17 protein-coding genes are annotated in these 18,966 nt (G+C 72.2%); 10 read left to right on the top strand and 7 right to left on the bottom strand.

Annotated elements, in window-relative coordinates; all coding sequences use genetic code 11:
* Both qcrC and ctaE read right to left on the bottom strand, forming a co-directional pair.
* Nucleotides 1-840 (bottom strand): cytochrome bc1 complex diheme cytochrome c subunit, encoded by an 840-nt coding sequence (qcrC, locus tag Vse01_RS04210; protein ID WP_093401216.1) that lies wholly within the window; start codon nucleotides 838-840, stop codon nucleotides 1-3.
* A gap of 76 nt (nucleotides 841-916) precedes the next feature.
* Nucleotides 917-1,516, bottom strand: a complete 600-nt coding sequence (gene ctaE, locus Vse01_RS04205; RefSeq protein WP_093401217.1) for an aa3-type cytochrome oxidase subunit III — start codon at nucleotides 1,514-1,516, stop codon at nucleotides 917-919.
* A gap of 168 nt (nucleotides 1,517-1,684) precedes the next feature.
* On the opposite strand from ctaE, the gene Vse01_RS04200 reads away from it, so the two are divergent.
* From Vse01_RS04200 to Vse01_RS04185, 4 genes are all read left to right on the top strand, one after another.
* Nucleotides 1,685-2,626: a cytochrome c oxidase assembly protein gene (locus tag Vse01_RS04200; protein WP_093401569.1), complete on the top strand. Its 942-nt coding sequence runs from the start codon at nucleotides 1,685-1,687 to the stop codon at nucleotides 2,624-2,626.
* A 163-nt stretch (nucleotides 2,627-2,789) separates the two neighbouring features.
* Complete coding sequence (locus Vse01_RS04195) at nucleotides 2,790-3,185, top strand: response regulator (protein ID WP_093401218.1); 396 nt, start codon at nucleotides 2,790-2,792, stop codon at nucleotides 3,183-3,185.
* Between the two features lie 84 nt (nucleotides 3,186-3,269).
* Nucleotides 3,270-4,316, top strand: coding sequence for an anthranilate phosphoribosyltransferase (gene trpD, locus Vse01_RS04190; protein ID WP_093401219.1), 1,047 nt, complete (start codon nucleotides 3,270-3,272; stop codon nucleotides 4,314-4,316).
* Nucleotides 4,317-4,422: 106 nt separating this feature from the next.
* On the top strand, nucleotides 4,423-4,623 hold the full coding sequence (locus tag Vse01_RS04185) for a hypothetical protein (RefSeq protein ID WP_093401220.1): 201 nt from the start codon (nucleotides 4,423-4,425) through the stop codon (nucleotides 4,621-4,623).
* Between the two features lie 67 nt (nucleotides 4,624-4,690).
* On the opposite strand, the gene Vse01_RS04180 is transcribed toward Vse01_RS04185, so the two are convergent.
* Together Vse01_RS04180 and ctaC are read right to left on the bottom strand one after the other, a co-directional pair.
* On the bottom strand, nucleotides 4,691-5,119 hold the full coding sequence (locus Vse01_RS04180) for a cytochrome c oxidase subunit 4 (protein ID WP_093401221.1): 429 nt from the start codon (nucleotides 5,117-5,119) through the stop codon (nucleotides 4,691-4,693).
* Nucleotides 5,120-5,129: 10 nt separating this feature from the next.
* Complete coding sequence (gene ctaC, locus Vse01_RS04175; protein WP_093401222.1) at nucleotides 5,130-6,101, bottom strand: aa3-type cytochrome oxidase subunit II; 972 nt, start codon at nucleotides 6,099-6,101, stop codon at nucleotides 5,130-5,132.
* A gap of 193 nt (nucleotides 6,102-6,294) precedes the next feature.
* Between ctaC and Vse01_RS04170 the strand changes: the two genes are divergently transcribed.
* Nucleotides 6,295-7,446, top strand: a complete 1,152-nt coding sequence (locus Vse01_RS04170; RefSeq protein ID WP_093401223.1) for a cysteine desulfurase family protein — start codon at nucleotides 6,295-6,297, stop codon at nucleotides 7,444-7,446.
* Nucleotides 7,447-7,517: 71 nt separating this feature from the next.
* Entirely contained in the window at nucleotides 7,518-7,736 is a 219-nt protein-coding gene (locus Vse01_RS04165; protein WP_093401570.1) for a sulfurtransferase TusA family protein, read from the top strand.
* Between the two features lie 106 nt (nucleotides 7,737-7,842).
* Here Vse01_RS04165 and Vse01_RS04160 read toward each other — a convergent pair whose 3' ends face one another.
* The 3 genes from Vse01_RS04160 to Vse01_RS04150 form a co-directional block, all read right to left on the bottom strand.
* Complete coding sequence (locus Vse01_RS04160; RefSeq protein ID WP_093401224.1) at nucleotides 7,843-8,820, bottom strand: carbohydrate kinase family protein; 978 nt, start codon at nucleotides 8,818-8,820, stop codon at nucleotides 7,843-7,845.
* A gap of 261 nt (nucleotides 8,821-9,081) precedes the next feature.
* Nucleotides 9,082-9,450 (bottom strand): iron-sulfur cluster insertion protein ErpA, encoded by a 369-nt coding sequence (gene erpA / locus Vse01_RS04155; RefSeq protein WP_093401225.1) that lies wholly within the window; start codon nucleotides 9,448-9,450, stop codon nucleotides 9,082-9,084.
* 152 nt (nucleotides 9,451-9,602) lie between these two features.
* Complete coding sequence (locus tag Vse01_RS04150; protein WP_093401572.1) at nucleotides 9,603-10,742, bottom strand: glycerate kinase family protein; 1,140 nt, start codon at nucleotides 10,740-10,742, stop codon at nucleotides 9,603-9,605.
* Between the two features lie 68 nt (nucleotides 10,743-10,810).
* Between Vse01_RS04150 and nadA the strand changes: the two genes are divergently transcribed.
* From nadA to Vse01_RS29235, 4 genes are all read left to right on the top strand, one after another.
* Nucleotides 10,811-11,986, top strand: coding sequence for a quinolinate synthase NadA (nadA, locus tag Vse01_RS04145; protein WP_093401571.1), 1,176 nt, complete (start codon nucleotides 10,811-10,813; stop codon nucleotides 11,984-11,986).
* Between the two features lie 227 nt (nucleotides 11,987-12,213).
* A complete protein-coding gene (murA, locus tag Vse01_RS04140) occupies nucleotides 12,214-13,569 on the top strand; it encodes a UDP-N-acetylglucosamine 1-carboxyvinyltransferase (RefSeq protein WP_093401573.1) in 1,356 nt (451 codons plus the stop codon).
* Between the two features lie 80 nt (nucleotides 13,570-13,649).
* Nucleotides 13,650-14,255, top strand: a complete 606-nt coding sequence (locus Vse01_RS04135; RefSeq protein WP_093401226.1) for a DUF3043 domain-containing protein — start codon at nucleotides 13,650-13,652, stop codon at nucleotides 14,253-14,255.
* Between the two features lie 538 nt (nucleotides 14,256-14,793).
* The gene (locus Vse01_RS29235; RefSeq protein WP_232510993.1) at nucleotides 14,794-18,867 is read left to right on the top strand and encodes a WG repeat-containing protein; all 4,074 of its coding nucleotides are present in this window, start codon (nucleotides 14,794-14,796) and stop codon (nucleotides 18,865-18,867) included.
* Nucleotides 18,868-18,966 lie beyond the last annotated feature (99 nt).

Below are 18,966 nucleotides of genomic sequence, written 5' to 3'. Positions count from 1 at the left end.
TCACGACTTGCCCGCGATCCACAGGCTGGCGAAGACCAGCGCGACGATACCGACGAGGAAGATCGCCACTCCCTCGGTGGAGGGTCCGTACCGGCCCAGGTTGAACAGGCCGCCCGGGTCGCCGTCGTCCTTCAGCGTCTGCTGGATGTAGGCGATGATGTCCGCCTTCTGCTCCGGCGTGATCTGGTTGTCACCGAAGACCGGCATGTTCTGCGGGCCGCTGAGCATCGCCGCGTAGATCTGCCGGTCGGTGGCCGGCGCGAGGCTCGGCGCGTACTTGCCCGAGGAGAGGGCGCCGCCGCCGCCGCTGAACGCGTGGCACTGCGAGCAGTTGATCCGGTACAGCTCGCCGCCGATCGCGACGTTGCCGTCGGCGTGCAGGTTGTCACCGGCCGGCACGACCGGGCCACCGCCGAGCTCCTGGATGTACGCCGCGAGCTGGTCGATCTCGTCGCGGGTGAACACCTCGGGCTTGCGCGCCGCCTGGGCCTCCTGCCGGGCCATCGGCATCCGACCGGTGCCCACCTGGAACTCCACGGAGGCGGCGCCGACGCCGATGAGGCTCGGCCCGCGCCCCTCGACCCCCTGCGCGTTGCGACCGTGACAGGTCACACAGCTCACGTCGAACAGCGCCTTGCCGTCGGCGGCGGCGGTGCTCAGCGGCGGGTTCTCCTGGGCGGCAGCGCCGGGGGCGAGGACGGTGTAGGCGCCGCCGGCCAGCATCAGCGCGGCGACCAGCCGGACCGCAGCACCCAGCCGGCGGCGGCCCCTGCTGGGCGCCCCGGGCCGCCCGCGCAGCCGCGCGAGCAGACCGCGTCGGCGGTCGTTGTCAGAAGTCATGACCTGTGTCCTTAACCGGTTGGACCTTGTGTTGCGGGGGGTGGAGCAGCGGCAAGGCGGCTGGCGCGCGCCAAGATCACTGAAGCCAGTAGATCATGGCGTAGAGCGCGATCCACACGACGTCGACGAAGTGCCAGTAGTACGACACCACGATCGCGGCGGTGGCCTGAGCCGGGGTGAACCGGCCCATGGTGGTACGGATCATGAAGATCACGAAGGCGATCAGACCCCCGGTGACGTGCAGGCCGTGGAAGCCGGTGGTCAGGTAGAACATCGACCCGTAGCCGTCGCTGTTGATCTTGACGCCGTGGTGCACCAGCTCGCGGTACTCGTTGAGCTGGCCGAGCACGAAGATCAGACCCATCACGAAGGTGATCGTGAACCAGCGCCGCAGCGCGTGGACGTCACCCTTCTCGGCGGCGAACACGCCGAGCTGGCAGGTCACCGAGGACAACACCAGGATCACCGTGAAGGTGGTCGCGTACGGGATGTTGAGGACCTCGGTGTGCTCCGCCCACTGCTCCGGTGCCGCCGCGCGGATGGAGAAGTACATCGCGAACAGCGCCGCGAAGAACATGAGTTCGCTGGAGAGCCAGACGATCGTCCCGACGCTGACCATGTTGGGACGCGTCAGGGAGTGGATCCGGCTCTTGTCAATGGCTGGGGCCGCAGTCACGCGGTCATTATTGCCGTTCACCACGGCCGGCGATCAGCGGGGGGTGAAACCCGGGCCAGGTGTGGCCCGATCGGTACCGTCCGGTTCGCCTGACCTAGGCTGTTTGGTGTGCTGCACGTCGATCCGATCTCCCTGGCTGCTCCGGCCGCGCCGCTGCTCACGGCGGCCATGACCGGCTCTGCCGCGAACGGGATGACGACGGGCGTCGGGGCAGTGGCGGCCGAAGCCGCCCCACCGCCGTTCTCCATCACCGCCGTGGTGACCGAGGCGCGGCTGGACAGCTGGCTCGCCGTCGGCCTGGTCCTCGCCGCCGGTCTCTATCTCTACGGGGTGTACCGGCTGCGGCTGCGCGGCGACCGCTGGCCGGTCGCCCGGACGATCTTCTTCCTCGGTCCCGGCCTCGGCGGCATCGCCTCGGTGACGGTCAGCGGGCTGGAGACGTACGACACCACGCTGCTGTCGGTGCACATGGTGCAGCACATGGTGCTGTCCATGGTCTCGCCGATCTTCCTGGCGCTGGGCGCGCCGGTGACCCTGGCCCTGCGTACCCTGCCGACCGGTCCACGCAAGCGGCTGCTCGCGGTGGTGCACAGCCGGATCGCCCGGATCTACACCTTCCCGCTCGTGGCGTTCGCCATCTTCGTGGTGAACCCGTTCGCGCTCTACTTCACCGACCTGTACCGCTACACGCTGGAGCACGCCTGGGCGCACGAGGTGGTGCACGTGCATTTCATCATGACCGGCTGCGTCTTCTTCTGGCCGCTGCTCGGACTGGATCCGCTGCCGGGACGCTGGCCGTACCCCGGGCGGGCACTGCTGATGCTGTTGTCGGTGCCGTTCCACACCGTGCTCGGGCTGACGATCATGCAGAGCACCACCCTCTTCGGCGGCGACTGGTACCCCTCGCTCGGGCTGACCTGGGCCGACCCGTGGGAGGACCAGGTGCTCGCCGGCGGGATCCTGTGGGCCGGTGGCGAGTTCGTCAGCGTGACGATGCTCGCAGTCCTGGTGGTGCAGTGGATGCGTCAGGCCGAGCGGGAGGCCCGCCGGATCGACCGCGAACTGGATCGCCAGGAGGCCCGCCGCCGAGCGGCGGAAACGAGGGCCTGAGGGCAGCCCGGCAACCGGCCGGGGCGGCGTGTCGCGCGCACCACACCGACCGGTACGATCAGCCACGCAGCTACGAAGTGGGAGCCGTGAAAGCCATGAGCGAGCGGATCAAGCTCGGTGCGATGGTGTCTCAGGACGGCCCGAAGCGAAGCGGAGTGTCGGCATGAGCGACCGTCTGTGCACCGTCCTGCTCTACAGCGACGACCCGCAGGTGCGGGACCGGATGCGGCTCGCCGTCGGCACCCGACCCGCGGCCGACCTGCGGGTCGAGTTCGTCGAGGCGTCCACCTACGCCGAGTGCGTCCGACTGGTCGACGACTACGAGATCGACCTGATGCTGCTCGACGGTGAGGCCACCCCCGGCGGCGGCATCGGCATCGCCCGACAGATCAAGGACGACCGTGACGACGCCCCACCCACCTGTGTGGTGATCGCCCGCGCCGCCGACCGCTGGCTGGCGTCCTTCGCCGAGGTCGACGCCACTCTGGTGCACCCGCTCGACCCGGTCACCACCGCCGCCACCGTGACCGAGCTGCTGCGCGCGGGCGCACCCGCCTGACGTCCCACTCCGGCACCGCCACGGCGCCGGGCGAGCCGGCGCCGGTCCCGTCCCACCCGTAACCGTCTGCTCGGGAGGCCCACCATGGGCGATCGGACCTGGCCGCACCTGCTCACCGCGCTGCTGCGCGGCGAGGAACTATCCGCCGCCGACACCGCCTGGGCGATGGGCGAGATCATGTCCGGGTCGGCCGGGCCGGCCCAGATCGCCGGCTTCGCCGTCGCGCTGCGGGCCAAGGGCGAGACCCCGGCCGAGGTGACCGGGCTGGTCGAGGCGATGCTCAGCCGGGCCGTCCCGGTCGAGCTGCCCGAGGAGGTACGCGCCGAGGCGCTCGACGTGGTCGGCACCGGTGGCGACCTCGCCCACACGGTAAACATCTCCACGATGACGGCGCTGGTCGTGGCCGGGGCCGGCGTACGCGTGGTCAAGCACGGCAACCGGGCCGCCTCGTCCTCCTGCGGCACCGCCGACCTGCTGGAGTTCCTCGGCATTCCACTGGATCTCGGGCCCGATCAGGTGGCCCGCTGCGTGGCCGAGGCCGGGATCGGCTTCTGCTTCGCGGCCCGGTTCCACCCCGGCATGCGCCACGCCGGTCCGGTCCGCCGGGAACTGGGCGTGCCGACCGCGTTCAACTTCCTCGGCCCGCTGACCAATCCGGGCCGTCCCCGCTCGGGCGCCGTCGGCTGCTTCGACGCCACGATGGCGCCGGTGATGGCGGCCGTCTTCGCGGCCCGCGGCGACTCGGTGCTGGTGATGCGCGGCGAGGACGGGCTGGACGAGTTCACCACTGCCGCGGCGACCCGGTTCTGGATCGCCCAGAACGGGACCGTCAGGGAGGCCGTGGTGGACGCGGTCGACCTCGGCGTACCCCGGGCCACCCTGGCCGACCTGCGCGGCGGCGACGCGGCCCACAACGCCGACGTGGCCCGGCGGCTGCTCGCCGGCGAACCGGGACCGGTACGCGACGCCGTCCTGGTCAACGCGGCGGCGGCCCTGGCCACCCAGGGGCCCCTGGACGGCGACCTGACCGACGCGCTCCGCGCCGGCCTGGGCCGCGCCGCCGAGTCGATCGACTCCGGCGCGGCCGCCCGCACCCTGGACCGCTGGATCGAGGTCGCCCGCACCGTCTGATCCCACCCGGTGCTCGACGCGGGGTGTGTCGGAGGGCCGTGGAAAACTACAACTGAGTAGTTCCGGCGATGCCCAGCGACCGGCCGCCGAGCGGAAGGAGAGGTCCGTGACGGAGCGCGACCTTCACTGCGACACCTGCGGCAGCATCCAGCCGTTCGAGGCGCCGCCCTGCGTCGACGGCCACGGGGCCGACTGCCCCGAGCGCGCCTGTACCGGCTGCGGGGCGGCGATCATCACCGTCTTCGTCCTCAGCCCGCCGCGCCGGTCGTCCCGTCGCCGCACGGCGATCCGACACCGCGCCGCCTGAACCGGCTCACCCACCAACGACGAGAGCCCGCCCCGGTTGGGGCGGGCTCTCGCTTCGTTTCCGCGGCTCAGTGCTCGGCGGTGCGCCGGGTGCCGCTGTAGTACTCGAACAGCAGGCCGCAGGCGGCCAGGATCACGGCCAGCGCACCGAGGCCGAGCAGCCAGAACTGCCAGAACACCAGGCCCAGGCCGGCGATCGCGGCGGCCAGGGCCAGCCCGAACGGCCAGTAGCTGCCCGGGCTGAAGAAGCCGATCTCGCCCGCGCCGTCGGCGATCTCGGCGTCCGGCCGGTCCTCCGGACGCAGGTCGATCCGGCGGGAGACGAACCAGAAGAAGCCGCCGCACATCGCGCAGAGCAGGAACGACAGCAGCAGGGCCACGGTGCCGATCCACTCGACCCGACCGTCCGCTTCGGCCCACGTCCAGCCGCCGTAGAGGAAGGTCGCGAACAGCAGGAACCCGGCGATGATCAGGAAGATACGCCACTCGGTCTTCATGCCGGTTGCCTCAGCTTCCCGTGCCGGCCGGAGCGGTGTCCGGGTTGAAGTTGCTCTCGGTGCGCCGCGTCTCGAACGGCCGCGTGGTGGTCGCGTACGGCTCCTCACCGATCGACGTCAACGCGTCCTGGGTCGAGGCACCGCCCTGCTTCGCGGCGAGGAAGCGGTCGAAGTTCTCCGGCGAGACGACCCGCAGCTCGAAGTTCATGAAGGCGTGGTAGCTGCCGCACAGCTCGGCGCAGCGGCCCACGTAGGCCCCCTCGGTCTCCAGCGAGGAGACCTCGAAGACGTTACGGATGCTGCCGGGCATGACGTCCCGCTTGAACAGCATCTCCGGCACCCAGAACGAGTGGATGACGTCGCGGCTGGTCTCCTCGAACCGGATGGACCGGCCGGTCGGCAGCACCAGGATCGGGATGACCTCGCTGGTGCCGAGCACCGACGCGGTGGTCTCGGCGTCGACGCCCTGGCCGTCGCGGTAGTTGAACTGCCAGTTCCACTTGAAGGCCACGACCTCGACGGTGACGTCGGGGTTGTTGGTGGTCTTCACCACGTCGGTCTGCACCACCGCGGTGTAGTAGAAGAGCACCGAGACGATCAGCACCGGCGCGATGGTGTAGAGGAACTCCATCGGCAGGTTGTAGCGGGTCTGCACCGGCAGCTCGTTGCCGCGCTTGCGGTAGCGCACGATGCACCAGAAGATCAGGCCCCAGACGAAGAAGCCGACCGCGAGTGCCGCGACACACGAGGCGATCCACAGGTCGTACATCCGCCGGGCCTCGGGAGTGATGCCGCCCTGCGGCCACCCGAAGCCCCCGAACGCCGCACCGACGTCACAGCCCGTGAGCAGGACCAGCAGCGCCGCCCCACTGAATCCGAGCCCGGCGAGACGCCCGGCACGACGCCCCCGCCGCCCACCGGCTCGCGGGGTTGCGCTGCGCCGTACGGCCGTCGGCCGTACCTCCGAACTCCTTGCGACCACCTGGTCCTGCCTCCCTAGCGCGCCGCGGTGTCCTCGTTTCGGCCGGCTCCGCCGAGCGGAGCCGCCGCACCGGCGGCAAAGGCGTCACCGACGGTCGCAGATTACTCGACCATGACGGGCTGGACCCGGTTGGGGTCGTTGTCCGCACCCGACGAGGGATCTTGTGCCGACCGAGGCGATAGCGTGGGCAGACGTGACTTCCTCCCCCGTCTACCTGGACGCGGCCACCGCCGCGCCGCTGCATCCGGTCGCCCGGCAGGCGCTGCTGGCCGCGCTCGACGACGGTTGGGCCGACCCCGACCGGCTCTACTCGCAGGCCCGGCGCGCCCGCCACCTGCTCGACGCCGCCCGCGAGGCCACCGCCGACACCCTCGGGGTACGCCCCGACGAGCTGTCCTTCACCGCCAGCGGCACCAGCGCCGCGCACACCGCAGTGCTCGGTGGGCTGCGCGGACGCCGACGGGCCGGCCGAGTCCTGGTGCACTCGGCGATCGAACACTCGGCCGTGCTGCACGCCGCCGAACAGCACGTCGCCGGCGGTGGCACGGCGGTCGAGGTGCCGGTCGACCGCCTCGGCCGACTGGACCTGGACGCCTGGTCGGCGGCGGTCACCGGTGCCGAGGTGGCGTCGGCCGCGCTGATCGCGGCCAGTCACGAGGTGGGCACCGTCCAGCCGGTCGAGGCCGCCGCGGCGGCCTGCGCCCGGGTCGGCGTGCCGCTCTACGTCGACGCCGCGCAGCTGGTGGGCCGGGTACCGGTGCCGTCCGGCTGGTCGGTGTTGACCGCGAGTGCCCGCAAGTGGGGCGGTCCACCCGGCGTCGGACTGCTCGTGGTCCGCAAAGGCACCCGCTGGGAGTCACCCTGGCCGGCCGACGAGCGTGAGTCGGGGCGTACGCCCGGCACGTTGAACCTGCCGGCGGTCGTGGCGGCGGCGGCGAGCCTGCGCGCGGCGACGGCCGACGCGGCGGCCCAGGCGACGCGGCTGTCCGCGCTGGTGGACCGGATCCGGGCCCGGGTGGCGGCCGAGGTGCCGGACGTGGAGGTGGTCGGCGATCCCGAGCACCGGCTACCGCATCTGGTCACCTTCTCCTGCCTGTACGTCGACGGGGAGGCGTTGCTGCACGCGCTGGACCGACGGGGTTTCGCCGTCTCGTCGGGCTCGTCCTGCACCTCGTCCACCCTGCGCCCGTCGCACGTGTTGGAGGCGATGGGGGTGCTCTCGCACGGCAACGTCCGGGTCTCGCTGCACACCGGCAACACCGAGGCCGATGTGGAACGCTTCCTCACCGAACTGCCCGGCATCGTCGCCGACCTGCGGGAACAGGCGGGAGTGACAGGGCTGTGAACGTCCCCGACGCCACCGGTGACACACCGGACCGCCCCGTGGGGGGCGCGTCCAGCGACCTGCCCGGTCAGCTGCCTGACGAGGTGCTCGACTGTCTCGGCCAGCGCTGCCCGCTGCCGGTGATCGCCCTGGCCCGCCGGCTACCGGAGCTGCCGGTGGGCGCGGTGGTCCGGGTACTCGCCGACGACCCGGCGGCAGCTGTCGACATCCCGGCCTGGTGCCGGATGCGCGGCCAGGAGTTCCTCGGCGCCCACCCCGGCCCCACCTACCACATCCGCCGAACCCACTAACAATTGATCACGAGGTGGGCGGCACCGTGGGATCGAACGCTGCCGCCAACCTCATGATCAACACCGATCCCGACGCCGGGATGCTGGTGCACGCTCGGGGTTCGAGTCAGGGGAGGAGGTGCGGGCGGAGTTCGTTGGCGGCGTGGTCGCCGTAGGACTCGGCGAGGCGCTTGACGAACACGTCCCGGCGCACCTGGTACTCCTGGGTGCCGACGGTCTCCAGCACCAGCGTGGCGAGCAGGGAGCCGACCTGGGCGGCCCGCTCCAGCCCTACCCCCCAGGACAGCGCGGTGAAGAAGCCGGCGCGGAAGCCGTCCCCGACACCTGTGGGGTCGACCGCCTGGGTCTCCCGGGCGATCGGCACGTGGATCGTCTCGATCTCCCGCCCCGCGATCTCCACCCCGTGCTTGCCCAGCGTGGTGACCCGGATCTTCACCCGGTCCAGCAGTTGGTCGTCGGAGAGGCCGGCCTTGCTCTGCAGCAGCGACTTCTCGTAGTCGTTGGTCATCAGGTAGTCGGCGCCGTCGATCAGCGCGATCACGTCCTCGCCGGGCATCCGGGCGAGCTGCTGGGACGGGTCGGCGGCGAACCGGTAGCCACGCTCGCGGCACTCGGCCGAGTGCCGCAGCATCGCCTCCGGGTCGTTGGCGCCGACCAGCACCAGGTCGAGCCCACCGAGACGCTGGGCGACCGGGTGCAGCTCGATGTTGCGGGCCTCGCTCATCGCGCCCGCGTAGAACGAGGCGATCTGGCACATGTCGGTGTCCGTGGTGCAGACGAAGCGGGCGGTGTGGGCGATCTCGCTTACGTGCACCGAGTCGCAGTCCACCCCGTGCCGCTCCAGCCAGGAGCGGTAGTCGGCGAAGTCGGCGCCGACCGCGCCGAGCAGCACCGGCCGGAGACCGAGCTGCCCCATGCCGAACGCGATGTTGGCCGCCACCCCGCCCCGGCGCAGCACCAGATCGTCCACCAGGAAGGAGAGCGACACCTTGTGCAGCTGATCGGCGATGAGCTGGTCGGCGAACCGCCCCGGGAAGCTCATCAGGTGGTCGGTGGCGATCGAGCCGGTCACGGCGATCTTCATGGCAACCCTCGGGATCGGCAGCAGAGCCCGATCAGCCTACCGGCACCGCGACCCCCGAGCGACCACCCGACTCCACCCCACCCACCCACACCCCACCCCACCCCCCCTGCACGGATGATCAAGAGGTTTTGGCCGCGCCGCCGGCCATATCGCGACCAGAACTTCTTGGTCAACTGGGTGGGCGCGGCGGCCGGGGATGCAGAGACGCGGACGGCGGTACGGCCGCTGGGGCCGTACCGCCGTCCGCGTGCAGAACCGGACTCAGCTGAACGAGTCTCCGCAGGCGCAGGAGTTGCCCGCGTTGGGGTTGTCGATCGTGAAGCCCTGGGCGTCGATCCGGTCGGCGAAGTCGATGGTGGCGCCGGCCAGGTAGGGGGCGCTCATCCGGTCGACGACGACCTCGACACCGTCGTAGTCGGTGACGATGTCACCGTCGAGCGAACGCTCGTCGAAGAAGAGCTGGTACCGCAGGCCGGAGCAGCCGCCCGGCTGCACGGCGACCCGGAGCCGCAGGTCGTCGCGGCCCTCCTGCTCGATCAGGGCCTTGACCTTCTGCGCCGCGACGTCGGTGAGGACGACGGACGTGGGGGCCTTGGCCTCGGTCGACTCGGTCTGCGCTGGCGTGGTCACGTGGAATTCTCCCTGCGGCGCGTCGGTGTGGTCCTCCCCTGGCCAACGTCAGCCGCCGGTCAGCGATTCCCACAGTGGTCCAGTTCTTGATTGTAGGCCGCCGGTGGCGGCCTGGCCCGGCGGCGTGACCAGGCACTCGGTGGGAACCGGGATCAGCGGCTCCACTGCCGGGCCAGCCGGGCGCCGAGCGCCCGCAGCCCCTCCGCCGGACGCTCCAGCGCGGCGGCCAGCCCGCCGTGCTCCTCGCCGCCGAAGTGCTCCACCAGGCTGTACGTGTCGGTCACCCCGACCGACGCCGCCTCCCGCCGCCCGGTGCTCACCTGCCCGGCGAGCACGACGCAGGGTACGCCCCGGTCGCGGGCGGCGCCGGCCACGCCGGCCACCACCTTGCCGCGCAGCGACTGGTGGTCGAACCGGCCTTCCCCGGTCACCACCAGATCCACCTCGTCGAGCACTGTTTCCAGCCCGACGGCCCGGCTGACCAGGCCGATGCCGGACTCGCACCGCCCGCCGAGGGCGAGCAACGCGGCACCGATGCCGCCGGCAGCGCCGCCACCCGGCAGCGCGCCCAGCCCGCTGGGGCAGCCGGGCAGGTCCCGCTCCAGCACCTCGGCCCAGCGCCCGAGCGCGGCGTCGAGCAGCAGCACGTCGGCCCGGTCGGCGCCCTTCTGCGGGCCGAAGACGTTGCTCGCGCCGTGCAGACCGAGCAACGGGTTGTCGACGTCGGTGGCCGCGATCAGCCGGGCCTCACGCAACCGGGGCAGCCCGTCGAGCTTCGCCGCGGCGGCCAGGGCCGCACCACCGTACGGCAGGGCCGCGCCGGTGCCGTCGAGGCCCACCGCACCCAGGGCGGCGAGCATTCCCGCGCCGCCGTCGTTGGTCGCGGAACCACCGAGCCCGACCACCACCGTGCGCGCGCCGGCCTCCACCGCGGCGGCGATCAGCAGACCCAGGCCGTACGACGTGGTGGTCAACGGGTCACGCTCGGCGGCGTCGAGCAGGTGCAGGCCGCAGGCCTGCGCGCTCTCCAGCCAGGCGACCGCACCCCCTTCGGTGAGCAGCATCTCACCGGTGGTCGGGCGGCCCAGCGGATCGGTCGTCGGCACCGGCACCCGCCGACCGGGCAGCGCCTCGGCGAGCACGTCGAGGAAGCCCGGTCCCCCGTCGGCCAGTGGTCTGACCAGCAGGTCGTCGCCGGGTGCCACCTCCCGCCAGCCGTCGGCCACGGCAGCGGCGACCTGCGGGGCCGGCAGCGTACCGGCGAACTTGTCCGGGCAGAGCAGTACGCGCATGCCTGGCAGTGTGGCAGCCCACACCGGCACGGGCGGCACGGCGGTCATGCTGTGGGACCATGGAGAGCGTGACGTCGACCTGGGTTGAGCCCTCCAACACCGCCACTGCGCTGCTGCTCCTCGGCCGCGGCAGCGACCCCGCCACCGAACGTGGCGTGGAGTGTCCGGGTGACCTGCCGGCACCGAGCGATCCCGACCTGGTGGCCCGTGCGACCGCGGCCAAGGCCGCCCTCGGCGACCGGGTCTTCGTGCTGGGTCACCACTACCAGCGCGACGAGGTGATCCAGTTCGCCGACGTGACAGGCGACTCGTTCAAGCTGGCCCGCGAGGCCGCCGCCCGGCCGCAGGCCGAGTACATCGTCTTCTGCGGTGTGCACTTCATGGCCGAGAGCGCGGACATCCTCACCGCCGACACGCAGCAGGTCGTGCTGCCCGACCTGGCCGCCGGCTGCTCGATGGCGGACATGGCCGCGCTGCCGCAGGTGGAGAACGCCTGGGACGTCCTCTCCGAGCTGGGCCTGACCGAGCTCACCGTCCCGGTCACCTACATGAACTCCTCGGCTGACATCAAGGGCTTCGTCGGCCGCAACGGCGGTGTGGTCTGCACCTCGTCGAACGCGAAGCGGGCCCTGGAGTGGGCGTACCAGCAGGGTGAGAAGGTGCTCTTCCTGCCCGACCAGCACCTGGGCCGCAACACCGCCGTGCTGGAGATGGGTTTCTCCCTGGACGACTGCGTCCTGTACGACCCGCACAAGCCGAACGGCGGGCTCACCGCGGAGCAGCTGCGCGAGGCGAAGATGATCCTCTGGCGCGGGCACTGCTCGGTGCACGGCCGGTTCACGCTGGACAGCGTCAACGACGTTCGGCAGCGGGTGCCGGGAGTGAACGTGCTGGTGCACCCGGAGTGCCGGCACGAGGTGGTGCAGGCCGCCGACCTGGTCGGGTCGACGGAGTACATCATCAGGACCATCGAGGCCGCCCCGGCCGGCTCCGCGTGGGCCGTCGGCACCGAGTTGAACCTGGTCCGCCGGCTGGCGCTGGCCCACCCGGACAAGCAGATCATGTTCCTGGACCGGGCCGTCTGCTACTGCTCGACGATGAACCGGATCGATCTGCCGCACCTGGTCTGGGCGCTGGAGGAGCTGGTCGCCGGTCGGGTGGTCAACCGGATCACGGTCGACGCGGACACCGCGCACCACGCACGGGTGGCGCTGGACCAGATGCTCGCACTGCCCGGGGCCTGACCTCGACCGTCCCTCACACTGAGTGAGGGACGGTGTACGCGAAAGTGCCGGATCACCGATAAATGCCCTCCGAAGCGGTGTGACCGGATCCATTCTCATCACGGAGGGCTATGCTGCCGGGCGACGACATACGCGGGCGCGGGCGTTTGGGCGCGACCGCGTCCCGGGTAGCGAACCGGGTGGTGTCCATCCATCGAAACGGCAGCACGCACGCGCTGGAGGTTGCGTTGACCGACGACGTCCTGGTCGTACACGGAGGCACGCCGCTGCAAGGGCGGATCCGCGTGCGCGGCGCGAAGAACCTGGTTTCCAAGGCGATGGTCGCCGCGTTGCTCGGCGACAGCCCGAGCCGGCTGTTCGACGTACCGAAGATCCGCGACGTCGAGGTCGTCCGGGGCCTGCTGGGGCTGCACGGCGTCAAGGTCACCGACGGCGTCGAGGACGGTGAGCTGGTCTTCGACCCGGCCAACGTGGAGAGCGCCAGCACCGACCAGATCAACGTGCACGCCGGCTCCAGCCGGATCCCGATCCTGTTCTGCGGGCCGCTGCTGCACCGCCTCGGGCACGCCTTCATTCCGGACCTCGGCGGCTGCCACATCGGGCCCCGGCCGATCGACTTCCACCTGCAGGCGCTGCGGGAGTTCGGTGCGACCGTCGACAAGACCCCCGAAGGGTTGCACCTGTCCGCGCCGAACGGGCTGCACGGCACCAAGTTCGCGCTGCCCTACCCGAGTGTCGGCGCGACCGAGCAGGTGCTGCTGACCGCGGTGATGGCCGAGGGTGTCACCGAGCTGCGCAACGCGGCCGTGGAGCCGGAGATCGTCGACCTGATCTGTGTGCTGCAGAAGATGGGCGCGATCATCAAGGTGCACACCGACCGGGTCATCGAGATCCAGGGCGTGCCGAAGCTGCACGGCTACACCCACCGGCCGATCCCGGACCGGATCGAGGCGGCGAGCTGGGCGGCGGCGGCGTTGGCCACCCGTGGCCACGTCGAGGTGCTCGGCGCGGAGCAGGCCGACATGATGACCTTCCTGAACGTCTTCCGGTCGGTCGGCGGCGAGTACGAGGTGACCGACACCCGTCCGCCTCGGCCCGGACAGCCGGGCCAGGAGGGCGGCATCCGTTTCTGGCACCCCGGCGGTGAACTCCAGGCCACCGCGCTGGAGACCGACGTGCACCCGGGCTTCATGACCGACTGGCAGCAACCGCTGGTGGTGGCCCTGACTCAGGCTCGCGGGCTGTCCATCGTCCACGAGACGGTCTACGAGCAGCGGCTCGGCTACACCGAGGCGCTGAACTCGATGGGCGCCAACATCCAGGTCTACCGGGACTGCCTGGGCGGCACCCCGTGCCGCTTCGGCCGGCGCAACTTCAAGCACTCCGCGGTGATCGCCGGCCCGAGCAAGCTGCACGCCGCCGACCTGGTCATTCCCGACCTGCGGGCGGGCTTCAGCCACCTGATCGCCGCGCTGGCCGCCGAGGGCACGTCGCGGGTCTACGGCGTCGACCTGATCAACCGGGGTTACGAGGACTTCGAGGCCAAGCTCGCCGATCTCGGCGCGCAGGTGGAACGGCCGTAGTCGACTCGACGCGCCGCCTGCCGCGCGTTCGCCTGCACCGCGATGTGCACCGGGCGCGCGGCGTTGGCTACCCTTGCCGCGTGCCGTCGCTGTTTCGTCGCAAGTCCGCCGACCTCGCCGATCCTCCCACCGAGCCGCTGACCCCGGCGCAGGAGGAGGCAGCCGAGGCGGCGCGGTCCCGTGCCTACACCCCGGCCAAGGGACGGGAGACGCCGAAGCGGCCCGTCACCGGCCGCCGACCCGCCGGGGCGACGAAGCCGCTGAGCAAGGACGAGGCGAAAGCGCTGCGCCGGCAACGACGCGCCGAGGCGGCCGCGGAGTTCCGGCGTGAGGGCGGTCCCCGTGACCGGGGTCCGGAGCGGCTGCTGGCCCGTAACGTCGTCGACTCCCGACGCACCGTCGGCACCTGGTTCTTCGGCGGCGCCCTGGTGGTGCTGATCGGCTCGAACCAGGCGATGCCGCCGGTGATCCGGTTGGCCTCCAACCTGCTCTGGGGCGCGCTGGCGCTGGGCGTGGTGATCGACTCGGTGCTCATCTCCCGCAGGATCAAGAAGCTGGTCCGCGAGCGGTTCCCGAAGTCCACCCAGCGGATGGGTTCGCTGTACCTCTACGCGATCATGCGCTCGATCACCTTCCGCAAGCTGCGTTCGCCGGAGCCGCGGGTCGCCATCGGCGACCAGGTCTGATCGCCACCCGGGCACGCCGAGCACTGTCGGATCCTCGAATCGGGCCCTTCCGCCGGGCTGGCACCGGAGCGATCCTGGCTCACGTCACCCGATCCTGGGTCACGTCACCCGCCCCCGGGCAGCCGCAACGGGCGACTGACGGTGGGTGCGGCATCGTCGGAAGTCCGATACCGGCATAGGGATAAATGTCCGGATCAATAGGATAACGTTTGGGTTGACGAGGGTGCCGCAGTGGCGGTGACCGAGCCCGCGCCGCTACCCTCCTTGCGCAGCCATTCGGTGCCCGGACGAGCGATTTCACCGGTCTCCGGGGTGCCCAGCGCGACCATTTCCGACGAGGTGACATCGCCGTGAGCGAGCGGACGCGAGCCGACCACCGGGGCGCGACCGTGAGCGAGCGGGCGCCGGCCCTGAGTTCTGGCACGTGCCGGGACGGCGGGCTCGATCGTTGGGGTTCCGCCGCACGCGCCCAAGCGTCTTCTGTCGTGACTGGCGCCGCCGCCCGGCGGCGTCCCGGCCGCAGCGACAGGTCCGGCGGATGAGTCGCGGCTACGCCGACCGGTGGCACGATCCCGCGGAGCCATCCTGGGTCGTCGAGCCGACGAGCGAGTGGCAGCCGCAGTTCCCTGGCCAGCGTTATCCGGGTGACATCGGCGTCGAGCACCAGCCACCGTCCGCCCGAGGTCGAGCGAGCGCCGTCGGGCGCGCCGAGGTGCCGCCGCTCGCGCCGACCCGACCCGACGGCACGTACGTCGGCCGGTCCTGGGACGACGAGCCGGATGGTTGGCCGGGCCGACACGAGGCACCTGAACGGCGGCCCGCCGACGGCCCCAACGGTTCGTCACCGTACGACCGGTCGGTGCCGCCCGACTCCCGGTCCGAAAGGGCGAGGCCCGACAGACGGCGCTCGCCGTACGGTGAGCCCGCCCGGGGTCGCGACGGGGTCGTCTGGTCGGACTTCGGCCCGCAGGGCACCGGTACCGGCGCACCACCACGACGCGACCAGCGTGACCCGGACCGGTATGTCGATCGACGCGACCAGCGTGAACCCGATCGGTTTCCCGACCCACGCGACCCGGATCGCCGCCGCGACCAGCGCGACCCGGACCGGTACGCGCGACGCGGCCCGGAGCGGCACGCCCGGCAGGAGCCCGAACGGCGTGACCCGGACCGTCGCGACAACCGATACCCGCGACCCGAACCAGAGCGACGTGGCCAGCGCGAACCCGAGCCGTACCCGGACCGGCCGCGCCGACGCTCCGAGCCGGCTGGCCGCGACGACTACCGGCGCGGCGCGCCGGTGTCCCCGGCCCCCCGTCCGGAACCCGGCTGGGCTGCCGAGGTGGACGAGGAGACGCGCCGGCCCGCCGCCGCACACCGCCCGGTGGAAGGTGCCGACCGCCGGGCGCCTGAAGACACCTCCCCGCGCCCTCGCTACCAGTGGAGTCACCACCCCGGGCAGCCGACCCGCACCGACGGCCCACTGGTGGACGGTTACCGCACCGACTTCGTCGGCGGCGGCGATCCGGACGCCGCTCCGTACCCGGACGGCTTTGTCGACGACGAACCGATCCCGGCCGCGCCCGACGAATGGGTCCGCCCGGATCCCCGTCGGAGACGCCCGGAACCGCCGACGCCGGATCAGCAGCCGTACGGCGCTCCGTCGCGTGGCGACCTGCCCTGGCCCGCGCCCGGACCGCTGCGACCGAGCAGCGGACGGGACCATCGCGAGTACCAGCGGCCGAAACCACAGGAGCCGGAGGCCGACCGGCGACCGATCGGCGCACCTGACGGTCCCGGCCCGGAGCGGTTCGTCGACCGGCCGGCCGCTGCGCTGCCCGACCCCGAACGGCCGGTCTCCGCGGCACCCGACCAGGATCCACGCCGCCGGCACCTGTCGGTGGTGCCGGACCATCCTGTCTCCCCCGCTCCGGAACGGGATCGTCCCGTCTCCCCCGCAGCCGGCCGGGCCCGGCCCGTCTCCCCGGCTCCGCAGCACCCTCAGCCGGAGATCGAACGCCCGCAACGGAGCCGCCCCGCCGCCACTGCCAGGGACCGGAGCGACACCCACCTGCCGGGTCAGGACCGTGGTCCGACCGGGCGACCCGACCGGAACCGGGTCGACCCTCCCGGCCGGGACCGGGACCGGCCCGCCGTCGCCTCCGGCGCCGACCGGGCCCCGACCGGGGACGCGGTCCGGCCGGCACCCCTGCACCAGCACGAGGTACGTCCCGCGCCGTTGCACGAGCACCAGGTCCGTCCGGCGCCCCTGCACGACCAGCCAGTCGTCGCCTCACCACCACCGGCCCCGGCCCCCTCGGTTGCCGCCGCGCCACCCGTCTCCGCACCACCCGTCACCCCACCACCGACCCACCAACCGGTCTCCGCACCACCGACCCACCAACCGGTCTCCGCGCCACCCAGCGAGCCGGCCGGGCCTGCATCGTCGGGGCCGACGTCCGGTGCCCTCACCGGCCCGGCACCGGTCGGACCGCCGCCGATAGGTCGACCCGACCGGGCCGGCGGCGACGCCGGGCTGCCGAGCACACCGGCCGCCCGCCGGCCCACCCGGTACGTCCCACCAGCACCCGAGCCGTCCGCGCCCCCGCCCGCCCGTCCCGCCTCCGACGGCCCGCAGAGCTGGTTCGGGCCCGCCGCCGAGCCGGCAGCCGCGGCACCGGCCACCACCCCGCCACGGGAGCAGCGCGCCGCACCTGGCACCGATCCGCTCGCCGACTCCGTGCCGGCACCGCCCAACCTCCCCGCGCCGGACCGGCCCGCGTCACCGGAGATCGCGCCGCTCGACGACATCGAGGCCCCCGCGCCGCCGGTCTCGGCGCCTCCCGTCTCCGCACCGCCTGCACCCCCGTCCGACCTGCCGGCCTCCACACCGCCAACCTCGGCGTCCCCGGTCCCGGCACCTCCCGTACCGGAGTCGCCGACCCCGACACCGCCGGTTTCCGCGCCGCCGGCGTACGGGTCGTCGATCTCCGCGCTCCCCGGCGAGCCCGACCTCGACGCGCCGGTTTCCGCCGTGCCGGTGTCGGCACCGCCGGCTGACTCCGCGTCCTCGGATGACCAGGCTCAGGTCGGGCCCACCGAGTCCGGTACTACCGAGAGCACCGAGGCATCCGTTGACACCATCGAGCCTCCGGTCGACACCCCGCCCGGTGACATCGGTGACGGGAGATCGCCGGGTGATGGTCCTGGCCCGGTCGACGCGACACTCGCCACCTCCGCCGAAGCCGGCCCACCGGCCGACGGCGAGCAGAGCACCGAGGACGCGGAGGACGACGAGCCCGCATCCGAACCGCCGGCCGATCCCGAACAGGTGTTGGCGAACTTCCGCTGGCGACTCGATCCAGCAACTCTGCGCGAGATCGTGGACGACCCGGAGGAACTGCGGGAGGTCCGGGAGCGGCTCACCGAGAAGCTCGCCTCGGCGCTGGACAACCGGTCTCGGGCTCGGCTGCTGAGTCTGCGCGCGGTGGCCTCGCGGGTCCTCGACGACCTGGACGACGCGCTGGACGACGCCCGGATGGCGCTTACCTACGCCGAGGCGACCGGGGAGTTGCGCCGGGCCGCGCTCGCCCAGGCCCGGTTGGCCCATGTGCTGCGCTGGCGCGGCGAGTTCGCGGAGGCCGACCGGCTGTTCGCGGAGGCCAACTCGATCGAACTACCCGACCGGCTCCGCGCCGCACTGCACGAGCACTCGGCCCGCTGCTGCTACGACCAGGGCCGGCTGATCGAGGCGTGCCATCATTTCGAGCGAGCTCTCGACCTGCGTGGCGAGCAGGACGCCGAGTTGCTGGCCCGGGTCCGGACCGGCCTCGACGCGGTGGCCGCCCGCGCCGAGGAGAGCGGCTTCGGGCCGTACCCGCGCAGTTGGGACGAGGTGTTGGAGCGTGACCGGGCGCCGGTGCCGGCACGCGACGGCGGCCAGGGCCTGTGGGGTTACGCGGACGCGGACGGCGACATGGTGGTGCCCGCCCGGTACGCGGAGGCACAGCCGTTCCGGGAGGGCCTGGCCTGGGTACGCGGACCGCAGAGCGACCGGTGGTCGTTGATCAACCTGGCTGGCGACCCGGTGCTCGGGCCGACCTACCTGGCGGCTCGGCCGTTCTCCGACGGCCTGGCCTGGGTGGTACGGGACGAGAGCGGCTGGCACGCCGTCGACACCACGGGTGAGGTCGCGGTGCCGCCGGGTTTCGCCGACGTGCGGCCCTTCCACAAGGGCGTGGCGGTGGTACGCCGAGAGGGCTGGGGGGCCGTCGACCGCACCGGAAGAATCGTGGTGCCGACCCGCTACCACGGCTTCCACACCACACTGGCCGACGGTCACTACGTCGACGGTTTCACCGAGGAGGGGCTGGCCGTGGTGGATCTGGCTGGCCGCAAGGGTGTGGTGGACCGTAACGGGCAGGTGATCGTCGCACCGGCGCATCCGGCCTTGTTGATCCACCCGGTCGCCTTCCTGGCGACCAACAGCGCCGGGAACTGGGGTGCGTTGGACCGGCGGGGCGAGTCGTTGATCGACCCGATGTTCCATCACCCGAGCGCGGTCGTCGCCGAGATCGACGGGCTGCTCGCCGACGCCAACCCGGTGCTCTGAAAAGCCTGTTCGAGGAGGCCGTGCCCGACTGCGCCGGCCCGGACGACGACCGTCCGGGCCGTCCGGGCACCACTGCTGTCGGCCAGGATCAGGCCGACG

The organism is Micromonospora sediminimaris, from assembly GCF_016863575.1.
Taxonomy (GTDB): domain Bacteria; phylum Actinomycetota; class Actinomycetes; order Mycobacteriales; family Micromonosporaceae; genus Micromonospora; species Micromonospora sediminimaris.
The sequence above is the reverse complement of the archived record's forward strand: the minus strand, read 5'-3'. Positions and strand labels throughout refer to the sequence as shown.

Coding starts and splice junctions, on each gene's coding strand:
- qcrC (WP_093401216.1), bottom strand. CDS start 840: ATGACTTCTGACAACGACCGCCGACGCGGTCTGCTCGCGCGGCTGCGC.
- Vse01_RS04200 (WP_093401569.1), top strand. CDS start 1,685: ATGACCGGCTCTGCCGCGAACGGGATGACGACGGGCGTCGGGGCAGTG.
- Vse01_RS04195 (WP_093401218.1), top strand. CDS start 2,790: ATGAGCGACCGTCTGTGCACCGTCCTGCTCTACAGCGACGACCCGCAG.
- trpD (WP_093401219.1), top strand. CDS start 3,270: ATGGGCGATCGGACCTGGCCGCACCTGCTCACCGCGCTGCTGCGCGGC.
- Vse01_RS04180 (WP_093401221.1), bottom strand. CDS start 5,119: ATGAAGACCGAGTGGCGTATCTTCCTGATCATCGCCGGGTTCCTGCTG.
- Vse01_RS04160 (WP_093401224.1), bottom strand. CDS start 8,820: ATGAAGATCGCCGTGACCGGCTCGATCGCCACCGACCACCTGATGAGC.
- Vse01_RS04150 (WP_093401572.1), bottom strand. CDS start 10,742: ATGCGCGTACTGCTCTGCCCGGACAAGTTCGCCGGTACGCTGCCGGCC.
- Vse01_RS29235 (WP_232510993.1), top strand. CDS start 14,794: ATGAGTCGCGGCTACGCCGACCGGTGGCACGATCCCGCGGAGCCATCC.